The organism is Puia sp. P3, assembly GCF_050632245.1.
Classification (GTDB): Bacteria; Bacteroidota; Bacteroidia; order Chitinophagales; family Chitinophagaceae; genus Puia.
In genome coordinates this window covers 4,145,229-4,163,009 of record NZ_CP192583.1, presented here as the reverse complement: position 1 = coordinate 4,163,009, position 17,781 = coordinate 4,145,229, and the positions used below count along the sequence as shown (strand labels likewise).

At 54.9% G+C, this 17,781-nt stretch carries 26 protein-coding genes and 2 pseudogenes; 9 read left to right on the top strand and 19 right to left on the bottom strand.

Annotated features, from left to right (window positions below; genetic code table 11):
* Nucleotides 1-63 precede the first annotated feature (63 nt).
* Complete coding sequence (locus tag ACQ86N_RS25910) at nucleotides 64-573, top strand: nicotinate-nucleotide adenylyltransferase (RefSeq protein ID WP_431209572.1); 510 nt, start codon at nucleotides 64-66, stop codon at nucleotides 571-573.
* Between the two features lie 109 nt (nucleotides 574-682).
* On the opposite strand, the gene ACQ86N_RS25905 is transcribed toward ACQ86N_RS25910, so the two are convergent.
* From ACQ86N_RS25905 to ACQ86N_RS25895, 3 genes are all read right to left on the bottom strand, one after another.
* Nucleotides 683-2,059 (bottom strand): DUF3943 domain-containing protein, encoded by a 1,377-nt coding sequence (locus tag ACQ86N_RS25905; RefSeq protein WP_431209571.1) that lies wholly within the window; start codon nucleotides 2,057-2,059, stop codon nucleotides 683-685.
* Nucleotides 2,060-2,188: 129 nt separating this feature from the next.
* Complete coding sequence (locus tag ACQ86N_RS25900) at nucleotides 2,189-2,869, bottom strand: universal stress protein (RefSeq protein WP_431209570.1); 681 nt, start codon at nucleotides 2,867-2,869, stop codon at nucleotides 2,189-2,191.
* Complete coding sequence (locus ACQ86N_RS25895; RefSeq protein WP_431209569.1) at nucleotides 2,857-4,269, bottom strand: universal stress protein; 1,413 nt, start codon at nucleotides 4,267-4,269, stop codon at nucleotides 2,857-2,859. The genes ACQ86N_RS25900 and ACQ86N_RS25895 overlap by 13 nt, the downstream gene beginning before the upstream one ends.
* A gap of 123 nt (nucleotides 4,270-4,392) precedes the next feature.
* On the opposite strand from ACQ86N_RS25895, the gene ACQ86N_RS25890 reads away from it, so the two are divergent.
* The gene (locus ACQ86N_RS25890; protein WP_431209568.1) at nucleotides 4,393-4,758 is read left to right on the top strand and encodes a polysaccharide deacetylase family protein; all 366 of its coding nucleotides are present in this window, start codon (nucleotides 4,393-4,395) and stop codon (nucleotides 4,756-4,758) included.
* 13 nt (nucleotides 4,759-4,771) lie between these two features.
* Here the strand turns inward: ACQ86N_RS25890 and ACQ86N_RS25885 are convergent, their stop codons facing one another.
* The 14 genes and pseudogenes from ACQ86N_RS25885 to ACQ86N_RS25820 all read right to left on the bottom strand — a co-directional run.
* Entirely contained in the window at nucleotides 4,772-5,650 is an 879-nt protein-coding gene (locus ACQ86N_RS25885) for an HdeD family acid-resistance protein (protein WP_431217601.1), read from the bottom strand.
* A 59-nt stretch (nucleotides 5,651-5,709) separates the two neighbouring features.
* On the bottom strand, nucleotides 5,710-6,528 hold the full coding sequence (locus ACQ86N_RS25880) for a universal stress protein (RefSeq protein WP_431209567.1): 819 nt from the start codon (nucleotides 6,526-6,528) through the stop codon (nucleotides 5,710-5,712).
* Nucleotides 6,529-6,604: 76 nt separating this feature from the next.
* A complete protein-coding gene (locus ACQ86N_RS25875) occupies nucleotides 6,605-6,904 on the bottom strand; it encodes an ATP-binding cassette domain-containing protein (RefSeq protein WP_431209566.1) in 300 nt (99 codons plus the stop codon).
* The gene (locus ACQ86N_RS25870; RefSeq protein ID WP_431209565.1) at nucleotides 6,802-7,281 is read right to left on the bottom strand and encodes an ATP-binding cassette domain-containing protein; all 480 of its coding nucleotides are present in this window, start codon (nucleotides 7,279-7,281) and stop codon (nucleotides 6,802-6,804) included. Before ACQ86N_RS25870 ends, ACQ86N_RS25875 begins: the two co-directional genes overlap by 103 nt.
* Nucleotides 7,282-7,290: 9 nt before the next feature.
* The gene (locus ACQ86N_RS25865) at nucleotides 7,291-8,118 is read right to left on the bottom strand and encodes an ABC transporter permease (RefSeq protein ID WP_431217600.1); all 828 of its coding nucleotides are present in this window, start codon (nucleotides 8,116-8,118) and stop codon (nucleotides 7,291-7,293) included.
* A gap of 50 nt (nucleotides 8,119-8,168) precedes the next feature.
* A complete protein-coding gene (locus tag ACQ86N_RS25860; RefSeq protein ID WP_431209564.1) occupies nucleotides 8,169-8,396 on the bottom strand; it encodes a hypothetical protein in 228 nt (75 codons plus the stop codon).
* The gene (locus ACQ86N_RS25855) at nucleotides 8,362-9,663 is read right to left on the bottom strand and encodes an efflux RND transporter periplasmic adaptor subunit (RefSeq protein WP_431209563.1); all 1,302 of its coding nucleotides are present in this window, start codon (nucleotides 9,661-9,663) and stop codon (nucleotides 8,362-8,364) included. Before ACQ86N_RS25855 ends, ACQ86N_RS25860 begins: the two co-directional genes overlap by 35 nt.
* Nucleotides 9,664-9,670: 7 nt before the next feature.
* The gene (locus ACQ86N_RS25850; protein ID WP_431209562.1) at nucleotides 9,671-9,910 is read right to left on the bottom strand and encodes a hypothetical protein; all 240 of its coding nucleotides are present in this window, start codon (nucleotides 9,908-9,910) and stop codon (nucleotides 9,671-9,673) included.
* A 20-nt stretch (nucleotides 9,911-9,930) separates the two neighbouring features.
* Entirely contained in the window at nucleotides 9,931-10,365 is a 435-nt protein-coding gene (locus ACQ86N_RS25845) for a hypothetical protein (protein ID WP_431209561.1), read from the bottom strand.
* Nucleotides 10,366-10,489: 124 nt separating this feature from the next.
* Nucleotides 10,490-11,743 (bottom strand): HAD-IC family P-type ATPase, encoded by a 1,254-nt coding sequence (locus ACQ86N_RS25840; protein ID WP_431209560.1) that lies wholly within the window; start codon nucleotides 11,741-11,743, stop codon nucleotides 10,490-10,492.
* Nucleotides 11,701-11,928, bottom strand: coding sequence for a hypothetical protein (locus ACQ86N_RS25835; protein ID WP_431217599.1), 228 nt, complete (start codon nucleotides 11,926-11,928; stop codon nucleotides 11,701-11,703). The genes ACQ86N_RS25840 and ACQ86N_RS25835 overlap by 43 nt, the downstream gene beginning before the upstream one ends.
* Nucleotides 11,929-11,988: 60 nt before the next feature.
* A pseudogene (locus ACQ86N_RS25830) lies at nucleotides 11,989-12,447 on the bottom strand (HAD-IC family P-type ATPase); the annotation flags it as partial.
* Between the two features lie 38 nt (nucleotides 12,448-12,485).
* A complete protein-coding gene (locus tag ACQ86N_RS25825) occupies nucleotides 12,486-12,749 on the bottom strand; it encodes a hypothetical protein (RefSeq protein ID WP_431217598.1) in 264 nt (87 codons plus the stop codon).
* Nucleotides 12,750-12,891: 142 nt separating this feature from the next.
* Nucleotides 12,892-13,056: pseudogene (locus ACQ86N_RS25820) on the bottom strand (cation-transporting P-type ATPase); the annotation flags it as partial.
* A gap of 122 nt (nucleotides 13,057-13,178) precedes the next feature.
* Between ACQ86N_RS25820 and ACQ86N_RS25815 the strand changes: the two are divergent.
* From ACQ86N_RS25815 to ACQ86N_RS25790, 6 genes are all read left to right on the top strand, one after another.
* Nucleotides 13,179-13,472 carry a hypothetical protein gene (locus ACQ86N_RS25815; RefSeq protein ID WP_431209559.1) on the top strand — a complete coding sequence of 98 codons (294 nt, stop codon included), beginning with the start codon at nucleotides 13,179-13,181 and terminating at the stop codon, nucleotides 13,470-13,472.
* Between the two features lie 21 nt (nucleotides 13,473-13,493).
* Nucleotides 13,494-14,246: a radical SAM protein gene (locus ACQ86N_RS25810; RefSeq protein WP_431209558.1), complete on the top strand. Its 753-nt coding sequence runs from the start codon at nucleotides 13,494-13,496 to the stop codon at nucleotides 14,244-14,246.
* Nucleotides 14,243-14,542, top strand: coding sequence for a hypothetical protein (locus ACQ86N_RS25805; RefSeq protein WP_431209557.1), 300 nt, complete (start codon nucleotides 14,243-14,245; stop codon nucleotides 14,540-14,542). The genes ACQ86N_RS25810 and ACQ86N_RS25805 overlap by 4 nt, the downstream gene beginning before the upstream one ends.
* Before the next feature lie 199 nt (nucleotides 14,543-14,741).
* Nucleotides 14,742-15,212, top strand: a complete 471-nt coding sequence (locus tag ACQ86N_RS25800) for a hypothetical protein (RefSeq protein WP_431209556.1) — start codon at nucleotides 14,742-14,744, stop codon at nucleotides 15,210-15,212.
* Nucleotides 15,209-15,454 (top strand): hypothetical protein, encoded by a 246-nt coding sequence (locus tag ACQ86N_RS25795; RefSeq protein WP_431209555.1) that lies wholly within the window; start codon nucleotides 15,209-15,211, stop codon nucleotides 15,452-15,454. The genes ACQ86N_RS25800 and ACQ86N_RS25795 overlap by 4 nt, the downstream gene beginning before the upstream one ends.
* On the top strand, nucleotides 15,451-16,074 hold the full coding sequence (locus ACQ86N_RS25790) for a hypothetical protein (protein WP_431209554.1): 624 nt from the start codon (nucleotides 15,451-15,453) through the stop codon (nucleotides 16,072-16,074). Before ACQ86N_RS25795 ends, ACQ86N_RS25790 begins: the two co-directional genes overlap by 4 nt.
* Before the next feature lie 54 nt (nucleotides 16,075-16,128).
* Here ACQ86N_RS25790 and ACQ86N_RS25785 read toward each other — a convergent pair whose 3' ends face one another.
* On the bottom strand, nucleotides 16,129-16,341 hold the full coding sequence (locus ACQ86N_RS25785) for an energy transducer TonB (protein ID WP_431217597.1): 213 nt from the start codon (nucleotides 16,339-16,341) through the stop codon (nucleotides 16,129-16,131).
* 41 nt (nucleotides 16,342-16,382) lie between these two features.
* Nucleotides 16,383-16,967 (bottom strand): hypothetical protein, encoded by a 585-nt coding sequence (locus tag ACQ86N_RS25780; RefSeq protein ID WP_431209553.1) that lies wholly within the window; start codon nucleotides 16,965-16,967, stop codon nucleotides 16,383-16,385.
* 123 nt (nucleotides 16,968-17,090) lie between these two features.
* Between ACQ86N_RS25780 and ACQ86N_RS25775 the strand changes: the two genes are divergently transcribed.
* Nucleotides 17,091-17,753: a hypothetical protein gene (locus ACQ86N_RS25775; protein ID WP_431209552.1), complete on the top strand. Its 663-nt coding sequence runs from the start codon at nucleotides 17,091-17,093 to the stop codon at nucleotides 17,751-17,753.
* Nucleotides 17,754-17,781 lie beyond the last annotated feature (28 nt).

Genomic DNA, 17,781 nt, shown 5'->3' with positions numbered 1-17,781 from the left:
GCGGCAAGGGTTAGGCGATATAACTTTAAGGGACTATTTATTTCAAATTTAAATTTTAAACGTATGAGACCAAGTAAATTCATGGTTCTGGCGGGAGTCTTCGCCATATGTCATGCTGTGCCGGCATTTAGCCAGGAAACGCTGCCGGAGGTAACCGTTACGGCCGCAAATTACAAATACCTTAAAAGCGTAAACGGGCAGGATGTAGCCGTGCCCGTTAAGCGTCTGCAGCGGATGGCGGCATCGTATGATATCAGAAATTCGGACATCTATGAAGAGGATTATGATACTTACTTTATTTCGTTCTATCTTCCGGAAGGAGAGATCCTGGCGGCGTACGATAAAGACGGCAAGCTGCTGCGAACGGCTGAAAAGTACAAGAATGTGAAGCTGCCGGCAGCGGTTAGCAAAGCGGTGATCACGAAGTTCCCGAACTGGAGTATTACAAAAGATGTTTATCTGGTGAATTATTTTGACGACGGGGGAGCGAAGGTGAAAAAGTACAAACTGGTACTTCAGAATGGTACGAAGCAGGTGCGGGTACAGGTGAATGAAGACGGTGAGATCTCTTAGGCTGTTACCGGCGGGTAGGGCCCGGGTTTCGGAGCGGGCGATTGGCGCCGTTGCCGGCCCGGGCTTTTTTATAGTTCTGCCGGGCTCGCGTCCGTGGAATTACGTGGTGTCATAGCGTGTAGCGGACGGAGATGCGGAGGTAGGGGTAGGTGCGGTCGATAGCCGCGAAATGGGGGTAGGTGCCGTGGAGTGTGAAATAGCCTATTTCGCCGCCCAGCCCGAACCGGGGCGCAACGCGGATGGACACGTCGGCGGTGATGACGTGGAGGAAATAGGCGGTCGCATTGCCGTTGACTGTTCGCATCCATCCCCCGCGGTAGTTGATCGTTCCGGTCAGGCGGTTTGCGAGGAGAAGGGTTGCCGCGCCATTGAATGAAAATCCGGGGCCATAGTCGTAATTCCTTGTATGGAAGAGGTAGCTGTTAGGGACAGCCGCGAGGATGACGGGGCCGGCGCCAAGGGAGGTTGCAAGGCTATTTTTTCCTCCAAGTGAAAAATGGGAGAAGAGGGTCATCCGGAGGCTCTGACCGCTGTAGAGGAACGCGACGTTGTGTATATAGTCGTAGTTGGCCGACAGGGCTGCGACGTGGCTGTTTGTGCCGGAATGCAGGATCCAGCCGGTAAGGGAACCGTATACGGTGACGACGTTGATCATAGAACTGTCGTCCTGTCCTCCTTCCACGATCATGGATATGTTGCTGAAGGGAGTTTTGGGGTCCAGGGCGGGGTCGCCGTAGAAAAGCCGGATCCGGCCGTATACGCCGAAACGGCCGTTGCGGAGCAATTTGGAGCTGACGCCGTCGTAATGCCGCAGTCCGGCGTCGAATTCGAGTTTCAGCGGGGTCTTGTCCGCAGGGGAGGAGAGTGTGGGCCTGCCCCATTGCCCATTGAGGATGCGGTTAAAGCCGTTCATCGGATCGATAAAGAGGGCCAGCAGTTCAGCGGCTTGTTTTTTCAAGCCACGGCTTCCGTTGCGGAGAAGTCTGGCTGAGAGACGGTGGGCTGTTTCGCCGAGTATGATCCCTCCAAATCCGGTATTGACGAAGTCGTTTGGCGCGGGTGGCTGGTTCTCTGAAAACGTCTCCCAGAGGTAGCTTCCGGCGAAGGCAGCCGGGACGGACTGCCAGAAGCTGTAGCCGTTGGAGCGGAAGGCATTGAAGAAGAGACTGCCGTGGAAGGGGTGGCCGATCTGATTGGTCTGGAATCCATCGTAGTCCCATTCCCAGTGGCGCGGGTTGAGGTTGTATCCGACAGTTTGCCATGAGATGCGGGCGTAGTCTTCCCGTGTTATATAGCGGTCGAGGAGGAAAGGGGCGAGGCCTGCAAGAAGGAGTTCGCCTGAGGACCGGAGGAAGGGGGATGTATCGGGGGACATGCGGATGAGGTTGCCCGGAATGATGCAGTTGCGTGGCGATATCCGGGCTGAAGCATTGGCCTGAGTAAGGCAGGCCAGGATCAGGCTGAGGAAAAGGCGCAGGTTATTCATGGACGGAGAGGACTGGGACGGGGCAATGCAATATGATGTCTTTAGCGCGGCTCTTGTGGAACTCGAGTAATGAGTGTTGTTTGGGAAGGACGAGGAGCCAGTCGGCGGCGTGGTGTTCGAGGTAGTCGTTTATTCCTTCGTCGACGTGCGTTCGGCGCACCAGCTGTAGCCCGGGTTGAAAAGCTTCCAGTTCTTTTTTCCACCCTGGTATTCGAGCTGAGTCTCTTCGAGGCCTTCACCTTCGGCGAGGACATGGACTATTTCGAATCGGGTGCCGAGTAGTTCGTGCAGCTCTTTCAGGAAGGGGATAATGGGTGTGAGCCCGGTAAAGATGTCTTCGCGGTCGCAGGCGATAACGACTTTCGGGGCTCCGTGGAAGGAGGCGCCGGGTGGAATGATCAGTAAGGGGTAGGAGAGCCGCTTCATTGCTTCGAGTGCATGGATTGCCCCGAAGTCCCGTTCGGGCGCCGACTCTGACGTGCCCATCACTATGAGGAAAGGCCGGTGTTTTGAGCAATAGGCCTTTAGCCGTTGGTCGATGTCGCCGATCTCCATGTCGGTGGTCACTCTGACTTTGCCTCCGCTGCGTCCGGATAGATCGTTCCGTAGGGTATCGAGGAGCCGGAATCCGCTGTCGCGCATTTCGTTGAAGAGAAAGCCGGGCATCGGGTGGTGGGAGAAAACGGAGGGAGACTGTAAGACGTAAACAAGCCGAATCTCAGAGCCTGTAACCGGGCCGATGGCTGCTGCGTATCTTGCGGCATTGGCGGAGTTGACGCCGAAGCTGACGGGCACTATTATTTTTCGCATGGGTTCTGTTTTTGGTCAAAAACGATATTCAAATGGTGCATGGCCTGGCGGAGCATGTCCCCGAGGTTATTCTGACGGGACTCGAGGATGAGGTGCTCTTCTTCTTCCGGCTGCCAGCCTGCCGCGAGCTGTTCATACACCCGTGCATCCGCTCTGCTGTCTTCGCGCGGGCGCTGGAGGCGCTGACGGATGAGTTCCTGGTCGGCGGTGATCTCGATGAAATACAAGGGTGTTTCGTCTTCCAGCCCTGCCTTGAACCGCCGGCGGATCGCTGTCTGATAGAACGTGCCGTCGAGGACGACGTCGGCATTTTCCCGGTGGATCGCGTCCAGGGTCTTCCGGAGCATTTCCGAGTAAACGACGGTTTTTCTTCCGGTGTGTATCCGATATCGCGGATCATCGATGTGCGCAGCATATCGGAGCCGATGTATAGGGCCTTTATGCGGGCGGCGAGTGCTTTGGCGAACCAGGTCTTGCCGCTGCCGGGAAGACCGAAAACGATGACGACCATATGGGACGTTTAAATGGTTGAGGTATTGGGCGCGGCCGGCTGTGTTTCTTCCGCGAGTCCGGTGAGGGCTTCTTCGGAGAGGCTGATCACGGGAATCGGACAAGTGGAGGATGAGCTGTTTGGACCGGCTTTTATGAAATTCGAGGAGGCTGTGTTTCTTCGGGAAGAGCATCAGCCAGTCTGCATTATTTTCAGCGAGGTATTTGTCGACTCCTTCGGAAACGCTCGCGCTGTGTACAAAATGCAGGGCGGGATTTGCCGCTTCGAGCGCCCGTTGCCAGCGGTAAAGGCCGAATGACTGTAGTCCTTCTTTTGTATCGGTGTCCGTTTCGACGTGGAGGATGTCAAAACGGGAGTCGAAGAGTTCCTTTAGTTGCAGTAGAAAGGCTGCGGTCAGCGGTATTTCGCCGGCGATGTCTTTCACCTGGCAGGCGAGGACAACCGTGCGGATGCGGCGGAATGCCGCTCCGCCGGGGATTACCAGTACCGGCCGAGGGAGGCGGCGTGCTGCGTTGACAGCGGGGCTTCCGGACAGGACTCCGGAGAAGGAGTTGCCGGGTGCGCCCATAACTACGGCAAATGGGCGGATGCGCCTGCAAGTGTCAGTTATTTTGGATTCAATGTTTCCAACCTCGAGGAGGATTTTGACGTCCGCCTGACCATGGGTGCGTTCTTTAAGGTCGGCCGAGATCCGTTCGAGCAATGTCGCGCCGGCTTTTTCCATGTCTTCGATCATATAGCCTGCGGGCATGATCGATGGAGTGGTGACTATCTGGACGACGTGTAGTAAATGAATATCGGCGTCGATGGCGAGGGCCAGGTCAGCTGCATAGTGTGCTGCGGTGATGGAGTTTTCCGACCCATCTACGGGGACGACGAGCGTTCTCATGATTATCGATTTTTGTCTAAGCTACGAAGGGGGTGGGGTGTTTTCTATGATGGAGATCACCCCGGCAATTGAATAAGGTCAGTTAACCGGGATGGCGGTTTTTTGACCTTGTATAAAAAGATTATGGCTGGGAAATGCGGGGTTTGCGGGTTCCTGATATGGGGGTTGGCCGGCATTCTGGCCGGCAACGGGGTTGTCGCTCAGGGTGTGGCTGGCCCGTCGTTGATGATTTATCTTACAAGCGATGATGGTCCTGAGGCGGGGAGTGAGCAATTGGTCCGGGTGGTGGATAGTCTGAAAATCCGGTGTAATGTGTTTGTCGTCGGAAGCCGCGTCTTTCGGGATTCGAACGCAGTCGGGGTTTTCATGCGGTTAATCCATGACAGTCTGTTCCTGACGGGCAATCATAGCTGGACGCATGCGTCGGGGCATTACAGGAAATATTATGATTCTGCCGGGAGTCGTGCGCGAAGATTTCAGGAAAAATAGAGATCTGCTGGGACTAACCAGTGGTATTGGTCGTCTGCCGGGCCGTAATTGCTGGCGTGTCGGAAGACGGATGGCGAATGACCCTGCGGGAGGCGGCGCGGCGGGCGACAGCGTTTCGGCGGACGGCTACCGCGTTTTTGGGTGGGATATAGAGTGGCGCAACGATCCGGTGACGGGAGCGCCGGCTGTTTGCGCAGAAGAGATGCTTGGAAGGATCGAGCGATTGGCGGCGGCGGGGCTTTGTTTTGCGCGGGGGCATGTCGTGGTCCTTTTTCATGACGCGGAATTCGGGAGTGCGGAGTTTTGCGAAGCGTTCGCGGCGTTTGTCGCCCTGGTGAGGCGGAGGGGTTACCGAATCGCGTGGCTTAGCGAGTTTCCGGTCAGCGGTGCGGCCCGCGCGTGATGTAACCGACTCCAGGCGGAAAAAATCATAGCAATACAGGAAACCGAGGGTGAGACCGAGGATGCCGATGAGGCGTTCGACGCTGTAGACAGCGTTGGTCGGGTCGTGGGGAATGAAGATGCTGAAGGCAAGCAGGAGTATTCCGCCGATGAGGTCTCCGCGCCAGCGGCGTGCGTGGCGGGAGAGTATTAGGGAGCCGACGATCTTTATGATCCCTTTGACGGCCATCCAGGGGATGATTATAAAAGGGAAAACGAAAAGGGTGAAGACGGGGTCGAGGAGCAGGAGGCTGCAGAAACAGAGGTCCGTAATGCTCTCTGCGATGCGCCAGTTCCTTTCCCGGGTATTGCGGTCGAGGATGGAAAGGATCAGCAATATGAGGCCGTCGAGCAGGAGGGCGAGGCCGGAATAACGGATGATGACGAGCCAGGTGAGGGAGGGGCTTATCAGGGCGGTTGAGCCCGGGAGGAGCCAGACGGATCCTGCTATCAGGAGGAGAGCGATCGATATGGGAGGTTTTCATGGCAAATACTTTTGTTGGTGATGGATTATTCGTGCAGGCTCATCACGGGGATGGAGCTGTGTTTGGCGATCTTTTTGGATTGTCTGGTATGAAATTCGAGGAAATTGTGTTTTTTGGGAAAGACGACGACCAGGTCGGCGGGGTTGTCCGCCAGAAAGTGGAAGAGGCCTTCTTCGATGTTTTTCCCGTGGATCATGTGCAGGCGGGGTTGGACCTGGCTGAGGCGGTCCTGCCAGGCTTTGGATTGCAGGTGGAATTGGCCGGCGGTGGCGTTTCCATTAGCGCCGACGGTCACGACGTCAATGGTTGCGTTGAATCGTTGGTGCAGTTCTTCGATAAGGGGAAGGGAGTGGGGGAGGCCGGAATCGAGGTCGGTCGGGTCGCAGGCGAGTGTTATATTTTTAAAGTAGTGGAATGTTTCCCGTTCGGGAATGACCAGTACGGGCCAGGGAAGGCGGAGGAGAGCGCCTATGCGGCTGCCGGCAATGAATTTTTCGAATGTGGGTCCGGAGGAGCCGATGACGATGGCATAGGGCTTCACGGTTTGACAGAGCTGTTCCACCTGCGCGAAGACGTCGCCGACGCCGACCGATATGTGGACGGGTACTTTGTTGGCGGTGCGTTTTTGCAGTTCGGTCTGCATTTCTTTCAGATAGATATTGGCCGAGTCGAGCATTACGCCGTAGACGTCTTCCGACATTACGAGGTCGGGGGAGGTGAAGGGGTATTCGACCACGTTGATCAGGTGGAGTTCGCCTTCGATGGCCATGGCGAGGTCGGATGCATAGCGGGCCGCGCAGGAGGCGCATTCGGAGAAGTTGACGGGAACGATTAGCGATCGCATAGATGGTATTTTCTACGAAGCTAGTCGTTTGGGGGGTGGATGATCATGACCTGGATAAGGGGGAGGGTGACTATAGTCAGGGGTGGACGATTCGTCCGTCGGAAAGTTCGACGATGCGGTCTGAGCCGGCGGCGAGGTCCTTGTCGTGGGTAACGACGATTATCGTATTTCCCTGTTGAGCCAGCAGCCGGAAGATCGCCAGTACGTTGGCGGTGTTGGCCGAATCGAGGTTGCCCGTCGGTTCGTCGGCGAGTATGATGGCGGGGTCGTTGATCATCGCCCGCGCGATAGCGACGCGTTGCTGCTGGCCACCTGAGAGTTTTCCGGATGGTTTTGCGGCGAATTCCTCCATTCCCATCTGTCTGAGGCGTTCCATAGCCTTTTTTCGATCGTCTTTTTGTCCCATCTGGCCAGTTTGAGGGCCGGCAGCATGACGTTCTCCCGGGCGCTGAATTCGGGCAGCAGGTAGTGGAACTGGAATACGAAGCCGATGTTCTCGTTCCGGAATTTTGCCAGGTTGTCCTCTTCCATGCCGCTGATCTTTTTGCCCATGATGAACAGATCTCCTTCGTAGTCGGTGTCCAGTGTGGACAGCAGGTAGAGCAGGGTGGATTTGCCACAGCCCGATTTGCCCATGATGGCGAGGAATTCGCCTTTTGTCACGGACAGGGAGACGTCGTGCAGCACCTGGAATTTGCCGGGTTCATAGAAGAATTTGGACAGTCGTTCTGCTTTTAGTATTTCGGTTGGCATGGGTGTCGTTTAGGCGCGCAGGATAGTGACAGGGTCCTGTCGGGCGGCTTTTCTTGCCGGGGACCAGCCTGCCAGAAATGTTGTCGCCAGGCCGAAAACGGCTCCAATAAGATAGTGTCTGATCTCGAAGCTCACGGGATAGAATTTGATGACCATGTAGTCGTCATGGGGAAAAGGCAGCCGCGCCAGTCCGTAGGAAAGGATGAAACCGATCAACAAACCGAGGAGGCCTCCCGATATTCCGATGGCGAGGGACTGCGAAAGGAATATCTGCGTGATGTCCTTCCTGGCGAATCCCTGTGCTTTCAGGATGGCGATGTCTTTCATTTTGTTCAGGATCACCATGTTCATGATATTGTAAATGCCGAAGCCTGCGACGAGCAGCATGGTGAAGCTGACCACGTAGGTCAGGGTATCGCGTATGCGATTGCCGGCCTTGATCGGGGCGTTTACGGTTGCCCAGTCGTCGGCGCGGTAGCCGTATTGCCTGCCGAGGGCCGCGGCGAGGGATCTGGCTTTGTTGCGGTCTTTCAGTCTGATGCGAATATCTGTGATATAGTCTCTGTCCCGGCCGAGCAGCTGTTGTATGGCCGACAGGCTCATGTAGACTTTTCCCTCGTCGACCGGCGCCAGTCCGAATTCATAGATCCCTGCCACCCTAAACCGCATCTGTGCTCCGGACGAGGCGGTGGCGGTAACCATATCGCCAATGGTCATGTGAAGTTTGCCGGCCAGTTTGCTGCCGAGGAGGATACCGTTGTGCGTAGACAGGAGGTTCATGGGGCTGCCTGTCGTCATTTTGCCGGAGAGGCCAAAAAGGCGGTCTTCTTCGGTGATGTCGACTCCGTCGGCTGTGACGCCGAGCTGGGCCGAACCATAGTTGAAAATTATCTGGATGGAGACGAGGGGGAGACGGAGGCGACGTCCTGCGACCGGCGCAGGCCTGCAATAATGCCGGGCGAGTTCTTAAGATCGACCCTGGTCTGTTTGGGCCGGGGGTGGCGGACGATAATCCATTTGTCCGGTGCGTTTCCGTAATAGCGCCCGGCGATGGAAGAAGCATAGTTGGTATTCGGGTCGTTATAGAGGTGGATATCCGGTGTTACGGAAAGCAATATGTCTTCGAGAATCCGGTTCACGCCGGTCATAAAGCTGACCATGAAGATAAACATGGCGATACCGAAGGTGACGCCGAGCATGGCCACCAGGGACTGGCGTCTTCGGGACATCAGCTGGACGTACGCGATGCGGAAGTTTACAGGCAGGGTCATGGCTGTTGGTCTTTGGTTGGGGGAGGATGTTTGTCATCTCCGTGATCCCGGAAATAATCTCAATCTCGTCTGGAGTTCTGATGCCGGTCGTTACCTGAACCTGTCTTCTTTTTCTTTTTTCGAGTATGGTGACGCTGTCGCCTTTGAGGAGTGCGGAATGGGGGAGTACGAGGACGTTCTGTTTTTGTTGTACGACGATATTGGCTTCCGCGGAGCCGTGGATAAAGGAGGGGATGGCTGAGGCAGTAAAATGGGCGTCGACGCGAAAGGTCTGGTCCAGATCGTTCATGACCGGGTAAATTCGAATGACTGCGGCTTCGTAGATGGTATTGCCGGTGGCGTCGGCCTGAATGAGCACGGACTGTCCGGGTTTGATCTTTCCGATGTCCTGCTGGTCCACTGCGAGGCGGATCAGGGGAGCGCCTTGTTCGCCGAGGAGGGCTACTACTTCGTTGTTTCGAACTGACTCGCCCGATTCCTTAAAAGTCTGATAGACGACGCCGTCCCGGTCGCTGCGGATAGAATAGTCGTTCAAGGATTTCTGCGCTTCGGCCGCCAGGGATCTTGCGTTGTTGCGGGAAATCTGCAGGTCTTTTTTGGCGGAGAGATAGCGCTGTTCGGCTATTTCCTTTTCGTTTCGTGAAACCTGCAGGTTGTTGTAGCAGTTGTCAAGGTTGCTACGGGTGCCGATGTTCTCTTCCCATAGTGTCTTCCACCGGTGATAGGTGAGAGAATCACCGGTAAGTTTGATCTGCGCGTTTTGAAGGGCCAGGGAAAGGTCTGCGAGGCGTGGGCTTTGGGCGGATAGGTCTTCTTCAGCGATGGCGTAATTCTTTGAAGTAGCGTTTGCTTTTTCCAGGGCGCCGTCATTGCTGACGAGATACAGGAGCTGCCCTTTTTTTATAGTGTCACCGTCTTTCACAAGTTTGCGGACGATTGTTCCGGTACAGAGTGCAGACTGGCTGTATTCGTGGACCGGGGTAATCTTACCGGAGGCGTATACGGTTTCGATCATTTGTTTTCGCGTGGCATGGATGACGGGATTCTGCTGGCATCCGCAGCAGAAGATCATTGCCAGAGCAGTAGTTTTCCCGAAGTGATAAGGTGCCATGTGCTGGTCAGTTATAGATCTCCTGAATTTCGATATTGCGGATCTGGACTTTCCATTCTTTCAGCAGGGCGGCTGTTGTTGCGATGGCGTCGATGTGTTTTCCCATGAGTACGAGGAGGCAGTAGAGGCGCCGACCGGTGTCCGAGACGACCATCGTCCTGCCGCCGGATTCGGCTTCGAACTCGAAATAGTGGCAAAGGATCTCATAGTAGCGGCAGAGCCCGTCCGAGAATAATTGAATAGCCATTTCGGTGTTGTCAATGTCCTTCAGGCAGAAAAACCGGATCTCATGGTGGCAGTTTTTTTGGACGCGATGCATTTTAGTCTGTTCAGCAGGGTTGTTTCCGTTTGGCCCTGGTAGGAAACTATCCAGTCCAGGAGCTGGCGGATCTCTTTGGAGAGTCGGATAAGATATTGTGCGGACGACGGGTCCATCCGAACAATGGCAGAGAAGGTTGCCAGTATTTTTTTGGCATGTTCCGATGTCCGCCGGCCGACTGCCTGGTCCTGCTGTATGAGTTTTACGATGAGTTCCCGAAGCAGGCTGGTTCGGGTGAGTCGTTCTTCGACCAGTCTGTCGAGGAGGATTTTTTCTTTTTTGATACCGGGAAACGGCCGGAAGAACAGGCTGCGCTGACTCCTGGGGAGCCTGATCGTTTCTTCCCTGAATTGTTGAAGAAATTCTATGCTGGCGGTTTGCATGGTGTGTAATTTTTATGAAGATAGTGTGAGCCACAGGCCATGTGTAAGGACTTTCGTCAAAGAGGAGCATGATCTTTTGTTAACCGTGGCGCTGATGAAAATCAGGTCGTGGGCAGACTTTGATTTAATTTCTTATTAGCCAGCGTTTTACCAGTTGGGTGAGGAGGACATAGGAGAGAAGAATGATCGCCAGGAAACCCCAGAACAGGAGGGGAAGAGGTGTAAAGCCCAGTGTTGGGGCCAGCGGAGAGACGGTAAGCCATGCGCCGAGGAATACGATCGTCGTGGAACTGGCCATCAACTGCCGGGAGGGTCGACTTTGTATGAAAGGGATCCTGTTGGTGCGGATGACGTGGATGATGAGGGTTTGTGTGAAGAGCGATTCGATGAACCATCCGGTATGAAACAGGGCCGGGTTGTTGCCGGCGTGGAAGGCATACCAAAGGATGAAAAAGGTGATATAATCGAAGAGTGAACTGATGGGGCCGACGAACAGGATGAACCGCATTAGTTCGGTGATCGTCCATTTCCGGGGTTTTACGAGCCAGTCTTCGTCGACTTTGTCGGTTGGGATGGTGGTTTGGGAGAAGTCATAAAGGAGATTGTTGGTGATGACCTGTATGGGGAGCATGGGTAGAAAGGGAAGGAAGGCGCTTGCGCCGACCACGCTGAACATGTTGCCAAAATTCGAGCTGGCGGCCATTTTGACGTATTTGACTATATTCCCGAAGACGCTGCGGCCTTCGGCAACCCCTTGTTCGAGGACGAGGAGGCTGTTCTCGAGGAGGATGATATCTGAGGATTCTTTCGCGACGTCGACAGCGCTGTCGACGGAAATGCCGATGTCGGCGGTTTTGAGCGCGGGCGCGTCGTTAATGCCGTCTCCCATGAAGCCTGTGACGTGACCGTTATGCTGGAGTGCCTGGATGATCCTTTTTTTGTGGGCGGGTGCGAGTCTGGCGAAGATATCGTTGTCATTGGCGATCGCTGCCAGCTGGTCGTCGTTCATTTTTTCGATATCCGGTCCGAGTATTATTCTTTCCGCCGGCATGCCGACCTGTTTGCAGATATAGCTGGTCACTGCTTCATTGTCGCCGGTCAGGATCTTGACGTTTACGTTCAGTCGCCGGAGTTTTTGCAGGGCCAGGGCTGCAGACTCTTTCGGCGGATCGAAAAACGAGAGGAATCCGAGCAGCACGAGCCCGCATTCGTCGGCGGCGGTATAGGCGGCATGGTCGGGCGGGTCTTCGAGGAACCGGTAGGCCAGGGCAACGACGCGAAAGCCCTGATCGTTGAGTGTGTGGACGAGGCTGAGAGCTGCTGTTCTGGCGTCGGTCAGGAGGGGGTGATGTTGCCGTCGAGGTCCATCCGCGAGCAACTGTCCAGCATTCCTTCGACTGCGCCTTTGCAGATCAGGATGTGGCGGCCCTCGTTGTCTTCCATGACGACAGACATTTTTTTCCGTTCGAAGTCGAATGGGATCTCGTCTATTTTTTTAAAGGATTCTTTTATTTTCAGTGTACTTTCGAGGTCTTCGTGTTCGAGGACGGCGTCGTCCAGCATGTTCTTCAGGCCGGTATGGTAGTAGCTGTTGAGGTAGCCGTAGTCGAGTACGCGCTGGCTGTTCTTTCCTTTTATGTCCATGTGTTGTTCGAGGACAATCTTTCCCCGGGTGATCGTACCGGTCTTGTCGGTGCAGAGCACGTCCATCGCACCGAAATTCTGGATGGCGTTGATGCGTTTTACGATGACTTTTTTCCGGGACATGTCGAGGGCGCCCCGGGACAGGTTGACGGCGACGATCATGGGAAGCATTTCGGGGGTGAGGCCGACGGCTACGGCCATTGCGAACAGGAAAGCTTCGAGCCAGTCGTGGCGGGCGAGGCCGTTGATGAGGAAGACGGCGGGGACCATGATGAAGATGAAGCGGATCATCAGCCATGTGAACCGGTTGATTCCGTTATCGAAAGCTGGTGGGTTCGCGGTCGCCGGTGATGCTATGCGCCAGGGCGCCGAACTGGTATGCTCGCCTGTGCTGACCACCATGGCGGTGGCTGTACCGCTGACGACGTTGGTCCCGAGGAAGCAGGTATGGGGTTGCAGGAGGGGATCGGCGGAGGTTATGGGCAGGGTTTTTTTTCGACGGGGAGGGCTTCCCCGGTGAGTGCGGACTGGTTGACGAAGAGGTCTTTGGCGGATAGCAGGCGGATGTCTGCGGGTATCATGTCGCCTGCGCTGAGGATAACCATGTCGCCGGGTACGATAAGTTGTAATGGCAGCTCGGCTGGCTGGCCGTCCCTGAGTACGGTGGCGTGGGTGCTGACCATGGCCCTGAGTTTTTCGGCCGCGTGGTCGGCGCGGGTCTCCTGAAAATATCGGAGCACGATGCCAAGGATGACCATCGAAAGGATGACGATGGCACTGGTGCTGTCGGAAGTGAGCCATGATACTCCAGCCAGGACTGGAGAGGAGTATGACGAGTGGATTTTTGAGGTGGTTGAGGAGTCGCCGGATGCCGGAAAGTGGCTTTTGCCTTGCGATCTCGTTGAAGCCGTATTTTTTCAGTCTTGCTTCCGCCTCTTCGGAAGTCAGGCCGGTGTCGCGGAATCCGAGACTGGCCTGCAGCTCTTTGAGCGGAATTTCCGTATTGGGGTTTTGAGCATGTGTTTTTATGGTGGCGGTTCCCGGCATATTTCTGTTCGCTAACATAGCGGGTCTGTCCGGTCTGGCGGATGATATAAATCAGAGAAGGGGGTGACCGTGGTCAGCGGTGGAACTGTGCGGGCGGAGATAGATTTGGCGAAAATTATTCCATGACGACTACATCACTGGCCGGGAGGTACAATGTACCGGTGCCCCGGTACACGAGCTATCCCACGGCGCCATTCTGGAGAGAGGGAGGAGACCTGCGAAAGTGGGAGCGTGTCATTGCGGGGCGGATGCGCGAGTGTAATGACGCTCAGGGTATCAGTCTCTATGTGCACCTGCCTTTTTGCGAGTCGCTTTGTATCTATTGCGGTTGTAACAAGAAGATCACGACGAACCACAAGGTGGAAGAGGAATATTTGGAAGCCCTGCTCAGGAGTGGGATATGTATCTGGATCTGATGGAAAAGCCCCCGCTGATCCGTGAGTTGCATCTTGGAGGGGGAACGCCTACTTTTTAGCCCGGCGAATCTGGAGCGGCTGGTTAAGGGACTGCTGGAGCGGGCGGTGGTACACGAAGATTATGCGTTCAGCATTGAAGGTCATCCAAACAACACGACGTATGAACATCTTGAAACGCTGTTTGGGCTGGGTTTTCGCCGGATCAGCTATGGGGTACAGGATCTGAATCCGGAGGTGCAGCGGATCATTCATCGTATACAGCCTTTCGAACGACTTCAGGAGGCAACGCTGGCTGCGAGGGAGGCGGGATTTACGGGTGTAAATTTCGATATCATCTATGGCCTGCCGGCGCAGTCGCGGGAGCATTTGCGGCTGACGCTGCTGCAGTCCGTGAGTCTGAGGCCGGACAGGCTGGCTTTTTACAGCTATGCTCCATACGCCGTGGGTCAGCTGTTCGCAGCGGCTGATCGACGAACGGCTATTGCCGAATCCCGACGAGAAGCTGGCATTGTATTCCCTGGAAGGGAGTTTCTGGCGTCGGCCGGCTATTTCAATATCGGGATGGATCATTTCGCGCTGCCTATGGACGAATTATACAGGGCCTGGCGCGGCAATTCGCTGCACCGCAATTTTATGGGTTATACGACGCAGAACAGCGGGATGCTGATCGGGCTGGGCATGTCGGCCATCAGTGATACGGGGACGGCTTTTGCGCAGAATGACAAGACCCTGGGGGCTATTACAAGGGGATTCGTTCAGGGCAGCTGCCTGTGAGGAAGGGCTATTTTCTGAACAGGGAGGACGTTGTATTCCGGCGTCATATACTGGATATCGCGTGTAAGGGGTATACGTTCCTGGACCCGAGCTGGATGGAGGTTTATCTCGAGTGGAGCCGGCCTGTCCTGCAGCAGCTTGAGGAGGATGGGATCGTTGAGATGGACGGCTCGTGTGTGCGGCTTACTGCGGAGGGGTTTCCTTATCTGCGGCATGTGTGCAGGGCGTTCGACCTGCATTTGCTGCGGGGCGAGCGGGCGGGAGAGATCGGGTGTGTGAGGGGGGCGAGGTTGTGAAGGAAGCCGATCAGAAATTGCCGGGTAGAAATTTCGTGATAGCAATCAGCGAATCTGCTGAGCGGGGTCATAGTGATTGAATGGGGCTCCGGCGACATTTATACCAAATATTAGAAAACATTTATGAAGACTTTAATCGCATATTATTCGTTCAGCGGCAATAATGCCATTCTCGCTGCTTTTCTAAAAAGCAGGCTCGATGCTGATCTTTTTCGAGATCACAGAACCCGGCCGAAGAAATGAGGTGACTATTCTGCTGGATATTTTACTGGGCAGAAAGCCCAGGATCAACCCACCGGAGATCTCGACTACCAGGTATGACCAGGTTGTATTGATCGGACCTGTATGGAATGCGAGGATCGCGGCTCCGGTTGCCTCTTTTGTCGCGTGGATGAAAGGGAAATTCCCGGCTTACGCCTGTGTAACGCTCTGTGGTGGGCGGGACGGGCAGCAGGAGAAAATAGAGCGGCAGCTAACCCGGATTGCCGGAAAGCCACCGTTGTTCGTGAAGCAGCTGGCTTTGCGGGATTGGCTGCCGGAAGAAAGGAAGGCCGGTTCGGGAAAGGGCGCGTCATTGAGGATTTCGGAGGATGATCTGGCCTATTTTCGCGCATCGATAGATGAACTTGTCGTCAAATTAACCAGAAAATCTCTTAAACATTCCGTATGAAACAGGAGGAAATAATATTATCTATCCGGCAGCGATACAGCAATATCAATAGTTTTTCGGAAATCTTTTTGGACGGCTTCGATGAAGGGAGTGTCGAGGGATTCGTGCAGGAGGTCGAACGGCTCAAAGCGCTTGTTTGTTTGATCGGAGAAAAGGATGATTTCGGGTTCCCGGTCGAATTGCTTGCGTTCTATCGCAAGATGGGTGTCATCCGTGATCTTCAGTTGCTGAGAAGGGGGTGATCACCTATGCGAAGGAGAAAAAGGTCAGGGTTCCCGAGACTTGTTTGGCGGTGATGGACGGGCTATTGTCGATCGCTTCCCGGCTTGTTGCCATCGACTTCGAACACGCCCCTCCCGACCTTAGAGAGCCGGGGATCTGGCCTGCGCTGCACCGGGCCGACCTTTCGGGCCTGTCGAAGGCCTTTGTAAGGGAAAGAATGAAAGCTGTCTTTTTCAGGGGCGCTGCCGGCGACCTCACGGATGGCCAACTTCGTGAAAGGGAGGAGGCGATGAAGTACCTATTTTATATCTGGCTTTTCCTCGACAGGAAGGCGGTGGGTCTCATCCGCCCGGCTAGTCTTGCAGATCGGCAGGTGATATTTGCACAAATGAGGCTGTTAAGCAGTTATCGGGAAGCGGTGTCGAAGCTGGATATGCTGCAGGACCCTAATTTTCTTTTTGCGACCGGTCAGGAGGCGAAGCCCTTTTTGCAGGCAGTACTGCAGGAATGGCTACAGGAGAAACAGAAATTGAGAGCAGCCATCGATGGATTGCTGGTATTGGGCGGGGAGCGGCCAGAGGTTCGCCGTCGTCGTGCGAGGCCCGTCGTCAGGTCGATTACGGACTGCAACGTACTTTAAGTTAAAAAGTTAAGCCTGCCGTTTGGCAGGCTTTTTTATTCATGGGCGGATTGTCTATTGCTGCATCATCCTGAAGATGACCGGCTGTCTTTTGTAGGATTTTACCTTGCGGCCGTTCTGTATGGCGGGTATCCAGTCGCCGCTGTTGCGGATGACCCTGACGGCTTCATCCCGCAGGCCGCCGGTCTCCGGACCGGAGAGTGCCCGGACCTCGCTGACCTTACCGTCTTTGTCGACGATAAACTGGACGGTGACAGTACCTTGTATCTCGTTGTTGAGACCGTCTTCCGGGTATCGGAAGTTCTTGTTCAGATAACGGAGCCGGCTGCTGCGCCGCCGGGGTATTCCGATTCAATTTCCACTTTCACAAAGGTCTTGTCATAGTCTTCAGTAGCTGTTGCGGCGGGTGCTTCGATCACGCCCTTCCCTGCGTCGGAGACGGGTGGAGCTACGATGCCTTCGTCCTTCGCGCCTTCCTGATTGATCGTGCCGATCCGCGTATCCTGCAGCTTTTCCTGTTCGGGGGGCATATCCTGGGCTTTTACTTCGTTGTCTTTTACTATTCGTGGAGGGGTGAATTTTGTCATTTCGAGCGTTTGCGGCGCGGCTCTTGGAGGAGGTGGCGGAGGAGGCGGCGGCTCATTCCGCTGGTCATTCTTAACCTCTTCAAGCTGGACGTCCCTGACGTACAGGATTTGTGCGGGGGCGCTGGACTTGTGGTGGAACAAAGCATTTATTCCGACGAGAGAGCCTGTCAGGAGGATCACACTGGCGAGCGCTTCGATGAGGTGTGCGTTGTGGTTTTTGCGCAGCGCGTATGCTCCATATTGCTTATTGCGTCCGTCGAAGATAATGTCCAGATAGGACGATCTCAGTATATCTTTCGGTTCCATAGCATTCTTTTTGACAAAGGTATCTTTCGTGATAGCCAGTTGGAATGATACCAATCAGGAATGCCGGTGATCGTGCTCATTTTCCCGCAGCGATCCGGGCGATAGTTTTACAAAAAAAGAGTTATGTATACCTATTACAGGCACGAAATGGAGGTCCCCATGGGGAACGTGAAGATAAGTTGCGAACTGACCATACCGGTAGGGGCAAAGGGTATTATTATTTTCTGTCAGGCAGAGGGCAACAGCAGGTATAGTCCAAATTGCCGTATGGCTGCCCGTTATCTGAATAAGAGAGGGTTTGGGACGTTATTGCCGGAGCTGCTAACGTCTGAAGAATCGGACGAGGACGGGGTGCCGGGTATCGATCTGCTGGCCGCCAGACTGATGTCCGTCACGGAATGGTTAATGGAGAGGGATTGGTTTCATCGTTACCGGATAGGGTATTATGCCTGTGGCAGCGGTGCGGCATTTGCTCTGGAGGCGGCAGCGTACCTCCCGGAGGCGGTCGACACAGTCGTATGCCGTGGCGGCAGGCCTGTTCCGCAAAGGGATGTATTGGCGTGTGTGGAAGCTCCGGTACTGTTGATCGTCGGCAGTCTCGACAACCAGGGATTACAATTGAATAAAGAAGCCATGAAGATAATAAGATCCGAGCGCCAGTTGGCGGTTCTTGAGGGAACATTTTCTTCCTTCGGGGATGGGCGGATGGAGCAGGTAATGGCAATGACGTGGTCCTGGTTCGCATCCCATATGAAGATGAGTTGCTCCACGACCATTGCCGGTTAGGGAGGGTGTGTGAATGTTCGGATGTTAT